Raw genomic sequence first — 15,780 nt, forward strand, 5'->3', positions numbered from 1 at the left:
TTCCAGAGAGTAATCGATCAGGCGCGTCGCGTGGTCATGCTGGAGTCCATGAGGACCTATTCGCTCGATGACGTCTTCGAGACACGCAAGCGGAGAGACTCCTGGTGGACCGTCTATTTCGTGGACCCGGTCGCCTGCCGGGTCGCCCTTCCCGTCGCCAACCACACCCGGTTGACGCCCAACGCCCTCACCGTGATCTCGCTGGTCCTCGGTGCGGTGTCGGCCACCTGTTTCGCCCTGAACCACCACGTAGCGGGCGCCGTGGTTTTCTATCTCAGCTTCATGATCGACTGCGTGGACGGCAAAATCGCCCGGCTGAAGGGCACGGGCACGCCGTTCGGCCTCTGGCTCGACTACGTGGGGGACCGGGTCAGGGTGGTCCTGTGTGCCGGGGGGCTGGCATACGGGCAGTACGCCCTCACCTCGGACGTGCGCTACGTCGTGCTCGGGGCGGCGGTGGCCGTACTGGACCTCTTCCGGTACGTCAACGCGCCGCAGATGAAGCGCGTCCGCGAGGCCGTCAGGGAGGAGCGGGGGGAGCGCGAGCCTGAGCTCGGGTCCGAGGAGGACATCGACTCGCTCGAGCGGGTGGCGCTCGTCCCGAGGGCACGCCGGCCGCGCAGCTTCCCCAGGCGGTTCAACAGGTTCCTGGCCCGGCACCGGGTCCGCTCGCACCTGATCAGCGGCATCGAGTTTCACGCGGCGGTGTTCGTGGTCGCGCCCCTTGCGGGGGCATGGGCGCTGATCCCGCTCGCCGCGGTGGCCGGGGTGCTGCTGCTGGTCAACGAGGTCTTCCTTGTCTACCGGATGTGGCGCTTCACGCGCAGGCACGGCGTGCCCTCCTCTCAGGAGAGCCGAGAGCACGTTCTCGTCTAGTTTTCGGGGGTTACTACGAAATGTCCGACCGGCCAGTCTTCGTCATTGGATGTCCGCGGTCCGGCACCACGATGCTCCAGCTCATGCTCCACTCGCACCCCCGCATGGCGGTGCCTCCGGAGACGCGGTTCCTCATTCCCGCCTACTACCGCCGCCGGACGTGGGGCGATCTGCGGATCGTCGCCCGCCGCCGCGCGCTGGCGCAGTGGATCGCGACCGACCGCAGCACGAAGTTCCGCGAGCTCAAGATCGACAAGGACGACTTCGTCAGGCAGGCCGTGGAGGGGCCCGGCTCACTGGGATCGGTGATCGGGACGGCCTTCCGCATGTACGCCGACCGGTTCGACAAGCCCCGCTGGGGCGACAAGCGGCCCAGCTACGTCAAGCAGGTCGACCTGCTGCTCAGGCTCTTCCCCGACGCCCAGTTCATCCACCTCATCAGGGACGGCCGCGACTGCGTGGCCTCGCTGAAGGAGATGCCCTGGTACACGCTGGACTCCTTCCACGCGGTCTCCACCTGGGCCGAGGCCATCGACGCGGGTGGCCGGCTCAAGCGCACGCTGGGCGAGGACACGTACTACGAACTGCGGTACGAGGACCTCACCGACGACCCGATGACCGAGCTGAAGAAGCTCTGCCACTTCCTCGACGAGGAGTTCTCGGTCTCGATGGTCTCCCCGCGCGAGGCGGCCAGCGTGGCGGTGCCACAGCACAAGGTCTGGCACAGCAACACGCACGGCGAGGTCATCCGCACCCGCGTCGGAAGCTGGGCCAACCGGCTGGACGACTGGGAGATCGCGCTGTGCGAGCACATGCTCGGCGACCGCCTGGAGTCCATGGGGTACGAGCTGACCGGCGCGCCCAAGCCGGCCAAGGAGCACGTGACGGCCTGCCAGAAGACCATGCAGAAGCGCAAGGCCAGCCGCATGCGCAAGCAGATGCGCGACCGCTTCAACCGGCTGCGCGAGCCGAGCCCCGTGGCCGCGATGCTCACAGCGCGCCAGCGGTCCCTGGCCGGGGTGCCGCAGCAGCGTACGGAGCTGACCGAGCCCGTCTAGCACCGTCTAGCGCTGGATGTGGGCGAACAGCCGCTCCCAGCCGTCGAGCACGTGGTCGAGGCGGAACGCCTCGGCCCGTGCGCGGGCGCAGGCCCCCAGCCGCCGCCGCTCCTCCCGGGAGGCGACCAGCCCGCCCAGCGCGGTCGCGAACGCGTCCACGTCCCCCGGCGGCACCAGCAGGGACCCGGCGGAGCGCACGCCGCCCGACACGTCGAACGCCACCGACGGCACCCCGTGCGCGGCCGACTCCAGCAGCACGACGGGCAGCCCCTCGTGCCCGCTGGTCAGGCCCAGGACGGAGGCGTTCAGGTATTCGGCGGGCATCCGGTCGCTCGGCACCAGGCCCTTGAAGACCACGCGGTCGCCGACGCCCTCCCCGTGCGCGTGCTCGCGCAGCCGGTCCAGCTCGCCGCCGTCGCCGATCAGGTGCAGCTCCCACGGGGGCGGCGCGCCCGAGCGGGCGAACGCGCTGATCAGCCGGTCGAACCGCTTGACCCCTTCCAGCCGGCCCACGCCGAGGACGCGGGGCGCGTCGAGCGCGGAGAGCTGCTCCGGCCAGTGGGCCAGGGGGTTCGGCAGGGCCCAGGCGTTGGGCAGCAGCGCGTGCTCGGAGAACAGCCGGGCGTCGTCCTCGCTGAGGAAGACCGCCTGGTCGAGCCCGGGGTAGTGCCGCTTGATGGAGCCGAGGTGCCAGCAGCCGCGGGCGTGGTCGTACGAGCCGTGATACTGCCCGATCGGCCGGAACGCCGGGGGCAGCAGCCCCGACATCCGGGCCACCACGGACGGCGAGGTCATGACGGCGTAGCCGGGCCTGATCTCCCCGAGCAGCTCCTTCAGCCGCCAGTCGGCCCGCTTGCGGGCCAGGCGGCCCTGAGACTCCATCGGCCGCCGGCTGATCACGTGGTGGTGGTAGAGGGGGCGGTCCACGTACCGGAACGGCGCCGCCGCGCGGTGCAGCCCGATCACGTGCACCTCGTGGCCGCGCCCGGCCAGCCCCTGGGCGAGGGTGTGCGTCACCCGCTGGACGCCGCCGAGCGTGTCGGCGTCCACGCAGGCGAAGACGACGCTCATCGCGCACCTTCGAAGAAGTCGGCCACGATCCTGGCGGCCGCGTCGCCCCGCTCGTCGGCGCACCACAGGTCGCGGAAGGCCGCGTACCGGCCGGCGTAGGCGGCGTTCAGGTCGGGCAGCCGCCTGAGCGCGTCCACCAGCTCGGCGGTGGTCGACATGCACGGGCCCGGCGCGATGGCGGGCAGGTCGTGGTACACGCCGCGCTCGGCCAGCCGGTAGTCGTCCCAGTCGTCGATGTAGAACAGCATCGGCTTGCCGGTGAGCGCGTAGTCGCACATCACCGAGGAGTAGTCCGTCAGCAACGCGTCCGAGGCCAGCATCAGGTCGTTGATCTCGGGGTAGGAGCCGGCGGACCGGACGAAGTGCCTGAGGTGCTCGGGCGGGCTGTAGCGCTCGATCGGGTGCGTACGCAGGATCACCACCCACTCGCGGGCCAGTTCCTCGGCCAGCAGCTCCAGATCCACCCGTACGGACTGGCCGCTGCCTTTGACGCGATCCCTGTACGTAGGCGCATAAAGCAGGATTTTTCGGCCGGGTGGGATCTCCAGCCGCTCCAGCACGTCCTCGGCCGGCTCGGCCCGCACCAGCGCGTCGCACCGCGGCGTCCCGCACCGGTAGACCTTCCCCGCGTACCCGTTGGACGGCAGGAACACCCGCGAGAACTCGGCGCTCGGCGAGACCAGCGCGTCCCACCGCGCGACCGCGGCCCGCCACTGCGCCCGCGGCCCGTCGAAGTCGGTACGCAGGTCGGGCGCGTCGAACCCGATCGACTTGATCCCCTGCCCGTGCCAGGTCTGCAGGTAGCGGGTGCCGTGCGGCTTCGGGTAGTCCAGCGGGAACCCGTGGCTGTCCACCCAGATCCCGGCCCTGGCCATCGTCCAGACGTAGGCCCAGCTGCCGCGCCGGACGAGCCGCGCGTCGGGCGGGAAGTTCCGGCGGCCCCTGGCCACCGACCAGACCACGTCGATCGGCAGGCCGCGGCGGCGCAGCTCCTCGTAGATGGCCCGGGGGCTGCCGCTGTAGCCCTTGCCGACGTCGGACTCGAACAGCGCGAGGTTCTGCCGGGGCGGCAACACCTTGATGAGCAGCTTGTAGGCCCGCAGCTTGTTCGCCGGCGTGTTCAGCCGGCTCATCGCCGCCTGCTTGACCCGCCGCAGCACCGAGCGGGTGACGGAGTCGGGGCGCACGCACAGGTACGCGGCGTACCCCTCGGCCCTCAGCGTGCACCCCGGCAGCTCGACGGGCCGCAGCCGGGGATCGGCGAGGATGCGGTCGGCCGTGGTGTGCCCGTCGGAGGTCCTGGTGAAGACGATGCGCGGCTCGCACCTGCCCGTGGGCTTGCAGACGACGTCGGTGACGTAACCTCCGCCGCCGGAGGGCTGCGGCTTTATCGGGATTTTTAGGGATCCGAGCTCCAGGACCGCCGTCCAGTCCAGCGGCAGCGACCCGAACGGGTCGTACGTGCGCACGATCATCCGTACGCGCTCGCCGTCCGAGATGATCTCCGTCAGCTCGTGCCGCAGCCTGGACTCGGAGAATGGCAGCTCGGCCAGCCGCAGCTTGGTGATGTCCATGCCAGGCGAGACCGTCGTCCCCCAGTACGTGCGCCCGTTCAGCCGCACCGCCGACCGCGGAGCGGCCCTCGGCCCGGTGAGCGAGGCCGCGGCGACCCGCAGGTCCTCGGCTCGGTCGTCGAGGATGAGCTGGCAGCAGACCCGGTCCAGCGGCTCCAGCTCCTCCAGCACCCAGCGGGGCATCTCCTCCATGTACGGCCGGACCACGGCGGCGAACTCCTTGATCCACACCAGCTCCCGCGCCGGCAGCGGGTTGAGGTAGACCCGCAGGTCCTGGCGAACGAACCGGCGCTGCCGCTGCGCCACCAGATCCCCGGCACCGTGGCGCCGCAGGACGTCGTCGCTCAGCCGGGCCGCGATGACCCGCTGCCGCACGTTCTCCAGGTCGTCGACGCTCAGCGAGATCGAGTCGTTCGTCGCCGCCCGGTGCCAGAGGTAGACCGTCCACGGCACGATCGCGAACCTGCGCGACACCGCGTACAGCCCGGTCGAGAAGACGTGGTCCTCGTAATGGATGTCCTCGGGGAAGCGCAGCGCGTGGTCCCGCAGCCAGCCCACGTTGTAGAGCTTGTTCGTGCTGAAGCAGTCGAGGAACAGGTCGGGCTCCTGGCGGATCCCCTCCACCACCCGCCGCCTGGCGAACAACCCGGGATAGTACGGCTTCAGCCGCCCGCTCGACTCGAACAGCCGCGAGATCTGCCCCGACACGAAGTCGGCCCCGGTCCGCTCGATCTCCGCGAGCAGGCTCTTGCAGGCGTGCCTGGGCAGCTCGTCGTCGCTGTCGAGGAACATCACGTACGGCGAGGCCGCGGCGTCGATCCCGTCGTTCCTGGGCGCGCCGCAGCCCCCGCTGTTGACCTGCCTGCGCAGGTAGAGCACCCGTGGATCGCTGTCCATGAGCCGGGCGGCCACCTCCGGCGTGCCGTCCGTGCTCGCGTCGTCCACGATGATCACTTCGAGGTCCCGCAGGGACTGCCCGAGTACCGAACGCACGGCCCTGGGCAGGCGCCCCGCGTCGTTGTAGGAGATCACGACCACGGTGCAGTCCGGCATCCCATGTCCCCCCGCTGGTTCAACCACCTGCGGAAATGGGACTTCCCCCAGCTTGAGCGAAGTGTCCGGACTTGATGGAGTATTTGCTGAAAATCAGCCCTTCAGGCGGTCAGCGCCGCAGCCGGCGGATCACCCACACGATGACCAGCAGCGCCACGAGCGCGCCCGCGACCGGGGCCAGGCGCTTCAGCAGCGGCTGCCCGGCGATCTCCAGCAGGTCCAGCGCCTCCTCGTCGGGCGTGCGCGACGTGCGGGTCGTGCCCGCGGGCCGCGACTCCGGCTCGGCCGGCGTCGGCACCGCGCTCAGGTGCCGCTCCTCCTCCGGGCCCGGCGCGGGGGCGACGGGCTCCACCATGGGCTCGGACAGCAGCTCGGCCAGGTTGGCCGCGAACTTCTCGATGAGCTTGCCGCCGACCTCGGCCATCACGCCGCGCCCGAACTGGGCGGGCCGGCCGGTCACGTTGAACGACGTCTCCACGGTCACCTGCGTGGCCTCGTCGACCGGCGTCAACCGCGCCTTGACCGTGGCCGAGGCCGTGCCGGAGCCCCTGGCCTCCTTGCCGGACGCCTGGATGGTGAGGGTGTAGGAGTCCTTGTCGACGTCCTCGAACCTGGCCGAGCCCTTGTAGGTCACCACGATCGGGCCGACCTTGACCTTCATCCTGCCGGTGAACTCGTCGCCCTCGTAGATGTCCAGCGTCGCCCCCGGCAGGCACGGCGCGACCCGCTCGACGTCGAGCAGCACCGCCCACGCCTGCTCGATCGGAACTGGAACAGTGAATTCGTGCTCGAACCGCATCGCCATCGATCCGCTCCTTTTCCCGCTGGTTGCGACACTACGTCGGGGCGGGGGCGCCCCGGAAGAGGCGCCCCCTCTGACTCGAACCGCAGCCTTGGCCCGTGGTCAGGGCGATCCGGCCGCGGTGCGTACCGCGCGGTGGGTCAGAACCTTGGCCAGATGCCGCCGGTAGTCCGGCTGCGCGTGCAGGTCGGACGGCGGCGAGGTGCCGGCCGCCGCCTCCTCGCACGCCTGGCGCACCTGGTCGCCCAGCTCCACGCCCTCCAGCGCGGACTCGGCGGCCTGGGCGCGCAGCGGCGTCGAGCCCATGTTCGTCAGCCCGATCCTGGCCTCGGCGATCGACCCGTTGGAGCGCCTGACCGCGGCGGCCACGCCGACGATGGCCCACGCCTGGGCGGTCCGGTGGAACTTCTCGTAGTGGAAGCCCCAGCCCTCGCCCAGCTTCGGGAGCTTCACCCCGACCAGGATCTCGCCGGGACGCAGCGACGACTCCCAGTAGTCGACGAAGAAGTCGGCGGCCGGGATCTCCCGCTCGCCCTCCTCCGACCTGGCCACGAACACGCCGTCCAGCGCCAGCACCACGGCGGGCAGGTCACCCGCCGGGTCCGCGTGGGCCAGCGAGCCGCCGAACGTGCCGCGGTGCCTGATCGCCGGGTCCGCCACCTGCGCGGTGGCCAGCGCGACCAGCGGGCAGTCGGCCCGGACGACGCCGGAGTGCAGGACCTCGTCGTGCGTGGCCATCGCGCCGATGAAGACGTGGTCGCCGCGGTCGTGCACGCCCTTCAGCTCAGGCAGCCGGCCGACGTCGACGAGCTTCGACGGGTACGCCATCCGCAGCCGCATCAGCGGCAGCAGCGACTGCCCGCCCGCCAGGACCTTGGCGTCCTCGTCGGAGGCGAGCTCCTGGCAGGCCTCCGCCAGCGAACCCGGGCGCACGTAGTCGAACTGCGCGGGGATCATCGCTGAACTCCTTCCAGCGCCCGATCCTTTAGGGCTCTCCAGATGCGTTCAGGCGTGCACGGCATCTGCACGTCGTGGATGCCGCGCGGGCGCAGGGCGTCCACGATGGCGTTCACGACGGCCGGGGTCGAGGCGATCGTGCCCGCCTCGCCCACGCCCTTGACGCCCAGCGGGTTGCTGGTCGCCGGGGACTCGGTGCGGTCGAGCTGGAACGCCGGCAGGTCCGCCGCCGACGGCAGCAGGTAGTCGGCCATCGTCGTGGTCAGCAGGTTGCCCTCGGCGTCGTAGACGGCCTCCTCGAACAGCGCCTGCGCGATGCCCTGCGCGATGCCGCCGTGCACCTGGCCCTCGACGATCAGCGGGTTGACGACCTTGCCGACGTCGTCGACCGCCACGTACGAGCGGATCTTCACCATGCCCGTCTCGGTGTCCACCTCCAGCGCGCACAGGTGGGTGCCGTGCGGGAAGGAGTAGTTCTCCGGGTCGAACGTGGCGTCGGCGTCGAGCCGCGCCTCCACGCCCTCCGGCAGGTCGTGCGCCAGGAACGCGGCGAAGGCCAGCTCCTGGATGGTCTTCTGCGAGTCCGTGCCCCGCACCTTGAACGCCCCGGCCGCGTACTCCAGGTCGTCGGGCGAGCACTCCAGCACGTGCGCGGCGAGCTTGCGGGCCTTGTCCTTGACCTTCTCGCACGCCTTCAGCACGGCGATGCCGCCGACGACGAGCGAGCGCGAGCCGTAGGTGTCCATGCCCTTGTGCGCGATGGCCGTGTCGCCGTGCAGCACCGTGACGTCGTCGAACGGCACGCCGAGCGCGTCCGCCGCGATCTGGCTCCACGACGTCACGTGGCCCTGCCCGTGCGGCGAGGTGCCGGTGATGACCTCGACCTTGCCCGTGGGCAGCATGCGCACCGAGCCGTGCTCCCAGCCGCCGGCGCCGTAGTTCGCCTCGCCGAGCATCCTGGACGGCGCCAGGCCGCACATCTCCGTGTACGTGCTGACGCCGATGCCGAGCTGCACCGGGTCGCCCCGGTCACGCCGGTCGGCCTGCTCCGCGCGCAGCTTGTCGTAGCCGAACAGCGCCAGCGCCTTGTCCGTGGCCGCCTCGTAGTTGCCCGAGTCGTACGTCAGGCCGGAGATGGTGGTGTACGGGAACTCGTCGTGCTTGATCCAGTTGCGCCTGCGCACCTCCACCGGGTCCATCTTCAGCTCGGCGGCCAGCTCGTCCATCACCCGCTCGATGCCGAACGTGGCCTCGGGCCGCCCCGCGCCCCGGTAGGCGTCCGTGGGCATCTTGGTGGTGAACACGCCCGTGCAGCCGAACTCGTACGCGTCCATCTTGTAGATCGCGTTGAACATCGACGCGCCGAGCAGCGGGATGCCCGGCGTGACCAGCATCAGGTACGCGCCCATGTCGGCCAGCAGGTCGACCTGCAGCCCGCGGATGCGCCCGTCGGCCTCGGCGGCCAGCCGGATGTGCTGGATCTGGTCGCGGCCGTGGTGCACGGTCAGGTTGCCCTCGGAGCGGGACTCGGTCCACTTGACCGGCCTGCCGAGCTTGCGGGCGAGCAGCAGGCAGAGCACCTCCTCCGCGGTGACCTGCAGCTTCGAGCCGAACCCGCCGCCCACGTCGGGGGCGATCACGCGGATCTTGTGCTCGGGGATGCCGGTCACCACGGCCAGCATGACCCGCAGGACGTGCGGGATCTGCGTGGCCGACCAGATCGTGTACGCGTCGCCGTCGGTGTCGGCCAGGACCGCGCGCGGCTCCATCGCGCTCGGGATGAGCCGCTGCTGGATGTAGGTCCGGTCGATGACGACGGGGGCGTCCCTGAACGCGGCCTCGATGTCACCCGAGTTGATCTTGACGCTGAACGCCTTGTTGCCCGCCTCATGCACCTTCGGGCTGCCGTCCGTGAGCGCCTCGTTCATGTCGAGGATCGCGGGCAGCTGCTCGTACTCGACGTCGATGGCCTCGAGCGCGTCGGCGGCACGGTAGCGGTCGGTCGCGATCACGCAGGCCACGGCCTCGCCGACGTACCTGACCTCGGACACCGCCATCGGCGGGTGGTCGGGGATGACGATGTCCTCGCTCACCGGCCACGCGCACGGCAGACTGCCCTGCTCGGCAGCGAAGTCCTGGCCGCTGAAGGCCGCCACGACCCCGGGCAGCTCACGCGCTCCCGACACGTCGACCCTGCTGATCCGGGCGTGCGCCATCGGGCTCCGCAGGAACATCACCTGCAGCATGCCCGGCCGGGAGAGGTTGTCCGTCCACTGCGTCCGGCCCGTGAGCAGCCGCGCGTCCTCCTTGCGCCGACGCGGCCTGCCCACCTCGGACGTGCCGGCCGGCTCGTTGAGCTGGTCGCTCTGCTCTATCTGCTCGGCGACCATGCCGGTGTCGATCTCGCTCATGGTGTCGTCACCGCCTGCCCCATCTCCTGCGCGCCCCGGCGCACGGCCTTGACGATGTTGCAGTAGCCGGTGCAGCGGCAGAGATTGCCCTCCAGGCCCTCCCTGATCGCCTCCTCCGAAGGCTCGGGATCCTCCCTGAGCAGGTCTATCGCGGCCATGACCATGCCGGGCGTGCAGTAACCGCACTGCAGCGCGTGTTCTTCGTGGAAGGCCCGCTGCATCGGGTGCATCGACCCGTTGACGCCCAGGCCCTCGATCGTGAGGACCTCGCAGCCGTCGGCCTGCACGGCGAGCACGGAACAGCTCTTCACGCTCTTGCCGTCGAGCATGACCGTGCAGGCGCCGCAGTTGCTGGTGTCACACCCGATGGGGGTGCCGGTCTTGCCCAGCCGCTCTCGTAGCAGATGTACGAGCAGGAGTCGCGGCTCCACGTCCTCCTCGTACTTGATCCCGTCGACGGTGACGGTGATTCGGGGCATACGTCCTCCCTCAGGAGCAGGGGATTGGCGGACACACCCGAACCTACGCCGGTGTTTTTCCCGGTCAAGGGTTACTTACCGCGAACCACCCTCGCGATGATCGCCACCAGCCCCGCGAACGCCAGTCCCAGCACCAATACCCCGGTCAGGACCAGCGGATCCGTGATCGCGCGTGTCACTATGAGAATGCCCAGAACCACGAAGAGCACACCGCTGAGCAGGGCCATCCAATCCGTACGATGCAAGCGTCGCGGCTTGTCGACCTCACGCGGCACGCCGCACCTCCATGTCGCCGAGCCCGCCCCGCAGATTGAGGACGATGGTCGAGACCTTGCCGTCGGGCTCGACCTCGGGCTCCAGCACCTTGTCGTACCGCACGTCCACGCCGCCCCTGACCGAATGATCCAGCTTGACGTCGCCGACCTTGTTGGTGGCGTGCACCTCGATCCTGGCCGTCGGCGGCACGATCACCATCAGCTCACCCATCGTCACCGCGGCGTTGAACGTCACCTTGGCGCCCGGCTCCAGCTTCAGCTCCGACAGGTCCAGCCGCCCGTCGCCGACGCCGACGTCGTACAGCATGCTCGACTGGGTCACGCTGGTCGGCGTCCAGTCCGACTCGCCGATGTTCCGCGGAATGCCCCCGAGCACGAAGCCCAGGGCCACGATGACCGTCACGAGCGTCCCCGCGGCCACCAGTCCGGCCCCGCGTCCCCACCAGGCGGCGATCAGCAGCCCGGCGCCGATCGTGATGAGCACGGCGCCGCCGACGATGGTCGGGCTCACTCCGGCGGCCGACCTGGCTTGGACCGCCACGACGATCCCTCCAATGATGATTGCCAGCAGGATGGTGATGGCGCCGATGAACGACCTCGGGCGCGGCTTCCGCTCCTTCTTCGGGACCGGACGGCCGTACAGGACGGGGTCGTACGGCGAGTAGCCTGCTGCCCGCTTGGCCGGGTCGAGCGGCTGGTAGGGGCCCTTCGGCGCGAACGGCTCGCCGTATGGGGTGTAGTCGAGGCGGGTCCTGGGCTGCGGTTGGTAGGAGGGGACCCGGTGCTCGGCGGTGACCTTGGTGTCCTCACCGGCAGGCGGGGCGGCCTCCTGCACCCGGGTCGGCGGCTCGGGGACCGAGGGCTCCTGGACCGGCTCGGGGGCGGCGGCTTCCTGGACCGGCTCCGGGGCAGCGGCCTCCTGGACCGGCCCGGGTACGGAAGGCTCCTTGACCGGAGCGGCGGCTTCCTGGACCGGCTCCGGGGCGGCAGGCTCCTTGACCGGCGGTGGCCCCGCGGCGGTCGTGGGTGTCGCCGGCGATGGTTCCGGGGAGGGCACGGGCCTGACCGGCGGGGCTTCGGGAGCAGCGGTCGTGTGCCTCTGCCTCCTGCTCAGCCGTTCGGGCATCGAGCGGGCCAGCCCCCGCAGGTCCACCCCGCTGGAATGGGCGGCGAGCAGCGAGACGGCGAGCAGCACGCCCACCACCAGGGTGCCGGTGTCGAGCCACACGGTCGCCAGGTTGAGCGCCAGCCCGAACGCCAGCACCGCCGTCAGCAGCGCCATCACGGTTTCGGCGTCGAAGTCGCGGCGCGTCCACTGTTCGATGATCCCCGGCCTGCCGTTCGGCTCCTTCATCAGCAGGAACGCCGCCAGATAGAGGAACAGGCCGATGCCGGAGCCGAGCAGAAGCACGGCGAAAGCCACGCGGAACACCACGGGGTCGATGCCGGTGTGCCGCCCAAGACCGGAACAGACCCCCATGAGGAAGCGACCCTCGCTGCTGCGTCGCAGCGACCGGGGCGGGGCGGCCGGTTCTTTGGGTGGAGCTTCTGTCATGTCACCATCGTGGACCTACGCGTGGTGTGCTCGCATCCGGGACACCCCTGACCCGACCCGGGGGTTGTTCCCTGATGCCTGAAGTGCCCCCGACATGTGACTATGGCGATGTTATGGCTGACCAGAAGACTCTCGCCGAGCCGACCGGCGACGCGCCCTATCGGCGCCTGATGCGCCCCATGGAAGGCCGCCTCCTCGGCGGTGTCGCCCAGGGCCTCGCGGCGCAGCTCTCGCTTGATCCCGTGGTGGTCAGGCTGATGTTCGTGCTGCTCAGCGTGGTCCACGGGGTCGGCATGGTGGCGTACGCCGTGTTGTGGATGGTCACGCCCCGGCAACCGTACGAGGGGCAGCCGCCGCAGCGGGACTGGAGCCAGCTGGCCGCGTTCAGCGCGATCGGGGTGGCGCTGTTCGCGTTCGGCTGGCTCACGGGGGCGTCCCAGGGCGGGATCGGCATGCTGCCGTTCGCCGTGGGCGGGATCGGGGCGCTGATCCTCTGGCAGCAGGCCGACCCGGACCGCCGCAAGAGCTGGGTCCAGGGCGCCACCACGAGCATCAGGAAGAACCGGGTTCGCACGCTGCTCGGCGTGACGCTCGTGGTGATCGGCGCGGCGGGCTTCCTGTACGCCGAGGGCGAGCTGGCCCAGGCCAGGCCCGGCCTGATGTTCACCGTCGTGGTGGTCGGCGGCCTGGCCGTCATCGCCGCGCCCTGGCTCGCCGGCCTGTGGAAAGAGCTGCAGCTGGAGCGGCGCGAGCGCATCAGGCAGGAGGAACGCGCCGAAGTGGCCGCCATGGTGCACGACTCGGTGCTGCACACGCTCACGCTCATCCAGCGCGTCGCCCACGATCCGCGCGAGGTCACCCGGCTGGCCCGCGCCCAGGAGCGCGACCTGCGCAACTGGCTCTACCAGCCCGCCCAGGACGCCGACGCCACCGTGGCGGCCGCCGTACGCCGGATCGCGGCGGAGGAGGAGGACGCCCACGGGGTGCCCATCGAGGTCGTCTGCGTCGGGGACATCGCCCTCGACCCGGCGGGCAAGCTGGCCGCCCAGCTCAAGGCGGCCCGGCAGGCGATGGTCAACGCGGCCAAATACTCTGAGAGTCCATCCATTTCCGTCTATGCCGAAGTAGAGGGTGAAGAGGTCACGATTTTCGTGAAGGATCGTGGCAAGGGGTTCGACCTCGATGCGGTGCCACTCGACCGGATGGGCATCAGGGAGTCCATCATCGGGAGAATGGAACGCCACGGAGGCACGGCCCGGGTGCGCACCTCCGTGGGTGAGGGCACGGAAGTGATGTTGACCATGAAGGTGGAGAAGGCATGACGCGCGTGTTGATCGTCGACGATCACCGGCTCTTCCGCTCCGGCGTACGCGCCGAGCTGGGCGATTCGATCGAGGTGGTGGGCGAGGCCGAGGACGTGGAGACGGCCGTCAAGGCGATCGCCGAGCACCAGCCCGACGTGGTCCTGCTGGACGTGCACATGCCTGGCGGCGGGGGCCAGGAGGTGCTGCGCCGGGTCCTCGGCGCCGGCTCCCAGGTGCGTTTCCTCGCCCTGTCCGTCTCCGACGCCGCCGAGGACGTCATCGGCGTGATCCGGGGCGGGGCGCGGGGCTACGTCACCAAGAACATCAGCGGCAAGGAGCTCACGGACGCCATCCGCCGGGTGGCGGAGGGGGACGCGGTCTTCTCACCGCGGCTGGCCGGGTTCGTCCTGGACGCCTTCGCCTCGTCGGAAGCGCCGTCCATCGATCCCGAGCTGGACTCCCTGACGCAGCGGGAGCGCGAGGTGTTGCGCTTGATCGCGCGGGGGTACGCGTACAAGGAGATCGCCAAGGAGCTCTTCATCTCCGTCAAGACAGTGGAAACCCACGTCTCCTCGGTCCTGCGCAAGCTCCAGCTCTCCAACCGCCACGAACTCTCCCGCTGGGCCACCGCCCGCCGCCTCGTCTAACCCCCACCCCATCCGCATCCCACCCCACCCACCACCACACCCAACCCCCCACTTCCTCCACCCTCACCACGGCCCGCTCACCACGGCCCGCTCACGACGGCCCGCTCACGACGGTCCGCTCACGACGGTCCGCTCACGACGGTCCGCTCACGACGGTCCGCTCACGACGGTCCGCTCACGACGGTCCGCTCACGACGGTCCGCTCACCACGGCCCGCTCACCACGGCCCGCTCACCACGGCCCGCTCACCACGGCCCGCTCACCACGGCCCGCTCACCACGGCCCGCTCACGACGGCACCCGTTACCGCGGTCGGTCCTCACCGCGGCATCGGTCATTGCGGCTGGCACCTCACCCGCCCTGCGCCGCTCCGTCCGTCTCGCGCGCTGCGCCGCCCTGCGCTGCTCCGCCCATTTCGCGCCCTCCAGCGCCGTCGTGCACCACGCCATCCCGTGCCCGCCGACACACCGCGCATCGCCCACCGCCGTGCCGCGCTGCCCGCCCGGTCCCGTCCCGTGCACCGCGCGGTGCTGGCGTCGCCCGCCGCGCGCCTGCACACAGCACCCAGCACCCAGCAGCCAGCAGCCAGCAGCGCGTCGGGCGCGGGTTCCCCGTGGGGCGGGGGTTCATCCGTGTCGGGTTTGGAACGTTACGGGATAGTTATCGTGAGTACGCCCACAAAACTCCCGCCTCAGTTGTCACACATTAAGGAGAAAAAGCACATAGCCCAGGAGTAGCCCCCTTGAATCGCGTCCCCCGGATGCTGCCGGCCCTTGTCGCATTGGCCGCCGTGACGGCCTGTGCGGCGGAGAGCGTCCACGTTCCCCAAACGCAGCAAGCCTCGGTGGTCCGGGCCGCCGGCGCGGCGAGCGTCACGGCCCCGGTGAAGGTCACGGCCCCGGAAAAGAAGGTCAAGCTCGATATAGCCGACATCACCCCGATGGGGGAGAAGTCGGAGAAGGTAGGCGTCGGCTTCCCGATCATCGTCACGTTCGACCGCGACGTGAAGAACCGGGCGGCCGTGGAGGCGCTGCTGGAGGTGGAGGCGGAGAAGCCGGTCGACGGCGCCTGGCGCTGGGTTTCGGCGCGTAAGGTCATCTACCGGACGAAGACGTACTGGAAGCCTCACCAGAAGGTCCTCTTCACCGCCCGCCTGTCGCAGCTCCCCGGCAACAAGGGTGCCAAGGACGTCTCGCGCCGCTTCGCCGTCGGCGCGTCGCAGATCTCCGTGGTCAACACCCGTAATCACCAGATGAAGGTCTACCGCGACGGCAAGCTCACGAAGAAGATCCCGATCAGCGCAGGCAGGGGCGGGCTGATCAGGAACGGCGTGGACGTCTACCTCACCACCAGCGGCGTTCACCTCACCATGGGCAAGAAGGCCGTCGAGACCATGACCTCCTCCTGGATGGGCGTGACGGATCCCAAGGATCCGCGCTACTACAAGGAGGAGATCCCGTGGGCGGTCCGCATCTCCGACAGCGGTGAGTACGTCCACCAGAGCGCCGGCTACTACCAGTTCCTCGGCCGCTCCAACCAGAGCCACGGCTGCGTGCGGGCCACCCCCGCCGGCGCCAAGTGGTTCTACGGCATCGCCCAGCGCGGCGACGTCGTCAAGATCACCGGTACGAAGCGCAAGCTGCAGTGGAACAACGGCTGGAGCTACTGGCAGCTGAACTGGACCCAGTGGAAGAAGGGCAGCGCCCTGAAGGGCTGACC

At 70.2% G+C, this 15,780-nt stretch carries 13 protein-coding genes; 5 read left to right on the forward strand and 8 right to left on the reverse strand.

Features of this window, described 5'->3' with window-relative positions; genetic code table 11:
- The first annotated feature begins 48 nt into the window (after positions 1-48).
- Together ACIBI9_RS11920 and ACIBI9_RS11925 are read left to right on the forward strand one after the other, a co-directional pair.
- Positions 49-876 carry a CDP-alcohol phosphatidyltransferase family protein gene (locus ACIBI9_RS11920; protein WP_397221966.1) on the forward strand — a complete coding sequence of 276 codons (828 nt, stop codon included), beginning with the start codon at positions 49-51 and terminating at the stop codon, positions 874-876.
- Positions 877-896: 20 nt separating this feature from the next.
- On the forward strand, positions 897-1,934 hold the full coding sequence (locus ACIBI9_RS11925) for a sulfotransferase family protein (RefSeq protein ID WP_397221967.1): 1,038 nt from the start codon (positions 897-899) through the stop codon (positions 1,932-1,934).
- A 6-nt stretch (positions 1,935-1,940) separates the two neighbouring features.
- On the opposite strand, the gene ACIBI9_RS11930 is transcribed toward ACIBI9_RS11925, so the two are convergent.
- The 8 genes from ACIBI9_RS11930 to ACIBI9_RS11965 form a co-directional block, all read right to left on the reverse strand.
- Positions 1,941-3,005, reverse strand: coding sequence for a glycosyltransferase (locus tag ACIBI9_RS11930; RefSeq protein ID WP_397221968.1), 1,065 nt, complete (start codon positions 3,003-3,005; stop codon positions 1,941-1,943).
- Positions 3,002-5,632: a CDP-glycerol:glycerophosphate glycerophosphotransferase gene (locus ACIBI9_RS11935; RefSeq protein WP_397221969.1), complete on the reverse strand. Its 2,631-nt coding sequence runs from the start codon at positions 5,630-5,632 to the stop codon at positions 3,002-3,004. Before ACIBI9_RS11935 ends, ACIBI9_RS11930 begins: the two co-directional genes overlap by 4 nt.
- Positions 5,633-5,741: 109 nt before the next feature.
- Positions 5,742-6,437, reverse strand: coding sequence for an SRPBCC family protein (locus tag ACIBI9_RS11940; protein ID WP_397221970.1), 696 nt, complete (start codon positions 6,435-6,437; stop codon positions 5,742-5,744).
- A 99-nt stretch (positions 6,438-6,536) separates the two neighbouring features.
- The gene (locus ACIBI9_RS11945) at positions 6,537-7,391 is read right to left on the reverse strand and encodes an FAD binding domain-containing protein (protein WP_397221971.1); all 855 of its coding nucleotides are present in this window, start codon (positions 7,389-7,391) and stop codon (positions 6,537-6,539) included.
- Positions 7,388-9,802 carry a xanthine dehydrogenase family protein molybdopterin-binding subunit gene (locus ACIBI9_RS11950; protein ID WP_397221973.1) on the reverse strand — a complete coding sequence of 805 codons (2,415 nt, stop codon included), beginning with the start codon at positions 9,800-9,802 and terminating at the stop codon, positions 7,388-7,390. Before ACIBI9_RS11950 ends, ACIBI9_RS11945 begins: the two co-directional genes overlap by 4 nt.
- Entirely contained in the window at positions 9,799-10,281 is a 483-nt protein-coding gene (locus ACIBI9_RS11955; RefSeq protein ID WP_397221974.1) for a (2Fe-2S)-binding protein, read from the reverse strand. The genes ACIBI9_RS11950 and ACIBI9_RS11955 overlap by 4 nt, the downstream gene beginning before the upstream one ends.
- Before the next feature lie 71 nt (positions 10,282-10,352).
- Complete coding sequence (locus tag ACIBI9_RS11960) at positions 10,353-10,556, reverse strand: hypothetical protein (protein ID WP_397221975.1); 204 nt, start codon at positions 10,554-10,556, stop codon at positions 10,353-10,355.
- Positions 10,546-12,111, reverse strand: coding sequence for a PspC domain-containing protein (locus ACIBI9_RS11965; RefSeq protein ID WP_397221976.1), 1,566 nt, complete (start codon positions 12,109-12,111; stop codon positions 10,546-10,548). The genes ACIBI9_RS11960 and ACIBI9_RS11965 overlap by 11 nt, the downstream gene beginning before the upstream one ends.
- A gap of 113 nt (positions 12,112-12,224) precedes the next feature.
- On the opposite strand from ACIBI9_RS11965, the gene ACIBI9_RS11970 reads away from it, so the two are divergent.
- The 3 genes from ACIBI9_RS11970 to ACIBI9_RS11980 all read left to right on the forward strand — a co-directional run bounded on the left by ACIBI9_RS11970 (position 12,225) and on the right by ACIBI9_RS11980 (position 15,778).
- Complete coding sequence (locus ACIBI9_RS11970) at positions 12,225-13,433, forward strand: PspC domain-containing protein (RefSeq protein ID WP_397221977.1); 1,209 nt, start codon at positions 12,225-12,227, stop codon at positions 13,431-13,433.
- The gene (locus ACIBI9_RS11975) at positions 13,430-14,062 is read left to right on the forward strand and encodes a response regulator transcription factor (protein WP_185070757.1); all 633 of its coding nucleotides are present in this window, start codon (positions 13,430-13,432) and stop codon (positions 14,060-14,062) included. The genes ACIBI9_RS11970 and ACIBI9_RS11975 overlap by 4 nt, the downstream gene beginning before the upstream one ends.
- Before the next feature lie 741 nt (positions 14,063-14,803).
- On the forward strand, positions 14,804-15,778 hold the full coding sequence (locus ACIBI9_RS11980) for a L,D-transpeptidase (protein WP_397221979.1): 975 nt from the start codon (positions 14,804-14,806) through the stop codon (positions 15,776-15,778).
- The last annotated feature ends 2 nt before the right edge of the window (positions 15,779-15,780 follow it).

The sequence above is a fragment of the Nonomuraea sp. NPDC050451 genome (genome assembly GCF_044458585.1).

What these genes read in the sequence shown, in the direction of transcription:
- ACIBI9_RS11920 (WP_397221966.1), top strand. Translation starts at nt 49, where the DNA reads ATGAGGACCTATTCGCTCGATGACGTCTTCGAGACACGCAAGCGGAGA.
- ACIBI9_RS11925 (WP_397221967.1), top strand. Translation starts at nt 897, where the DNA reads ATGTCCGACCGGCCAGTCTTCGTCATTGGATGTCCGCGGTCCGGCACC.
- ACIBI9_RS11930 (WP_397221968.1), bottom strand. Translation starts at nt 3,005, where the DNA reads ATGAGCGTCGTCTTCGCCTGCGTGGACGCCGACACGCTCGGCGGCGTC.
- ACIBI9_RS11935 (WP_397221969.1), bottom strand. Translation starts at nt 5,632, where the DNA reads ATGCCGGACTGCACCGTGGTCGTGATCTCCTACAACGACGCGGGGCGC.
- ACIBI9_RS11940 (WP_397221970.1), bottom strand. Translation starts at nt 6,437, where the DNA reads ATGGCGATGCGGTTCGAGCACGAATTCACTGTTCCAGTTCCGATCGAG.
- ACIBI9_RS11945 (WP_397221971.1), bottom strand. Translation starts at nt 7,391, where the DNA reads ATGATCCCCGCGCAGTTCGACTACGTGCGCCCGGGTTCGCTGGCGGAG.
- ACIBI9_RS11950 (WP_397221973.1), bottom strand. Translation starts at nt 9,802, where the DNA reads ATGAGCGAGATCGACACCGGCATGGTCGCCGAGCAGATAGAGCAGAGC.
- ACIBI9_RS11955 (WP_397221974.1), bottom strand. Translation starts at nt 10,281, where the DNA reads ATGCCCCGAATCACCGTCACCGTCGACGGGATCAAGTACGAGGAGGAC.
- ACIBI9_RS11965 (WP_397221976.1), bottom strand. Translation starts at nt 12,111, where the DNA reads ATGACAGAAGCTCCACCCAAAGAACCGGCCGCCCCGCCCCGGTCGCTG.
- ACIBI9_RS11970 (WP_397221977.1), top strand. Translation starts at nt 12,225, where the DNA reads ATGGCTGACCAGAAGACTCTCGCCGAGCCGACCGGCGACGCGCCCTAT.
- ACIBI9_RS11975 (WP_185070757.1), top strand. Translation starts at nt 13,430, where the DNA reads ATGACGCGCGTGTTGATCGTCGACGATCACCGGCTCTTCCGCTCCGGC.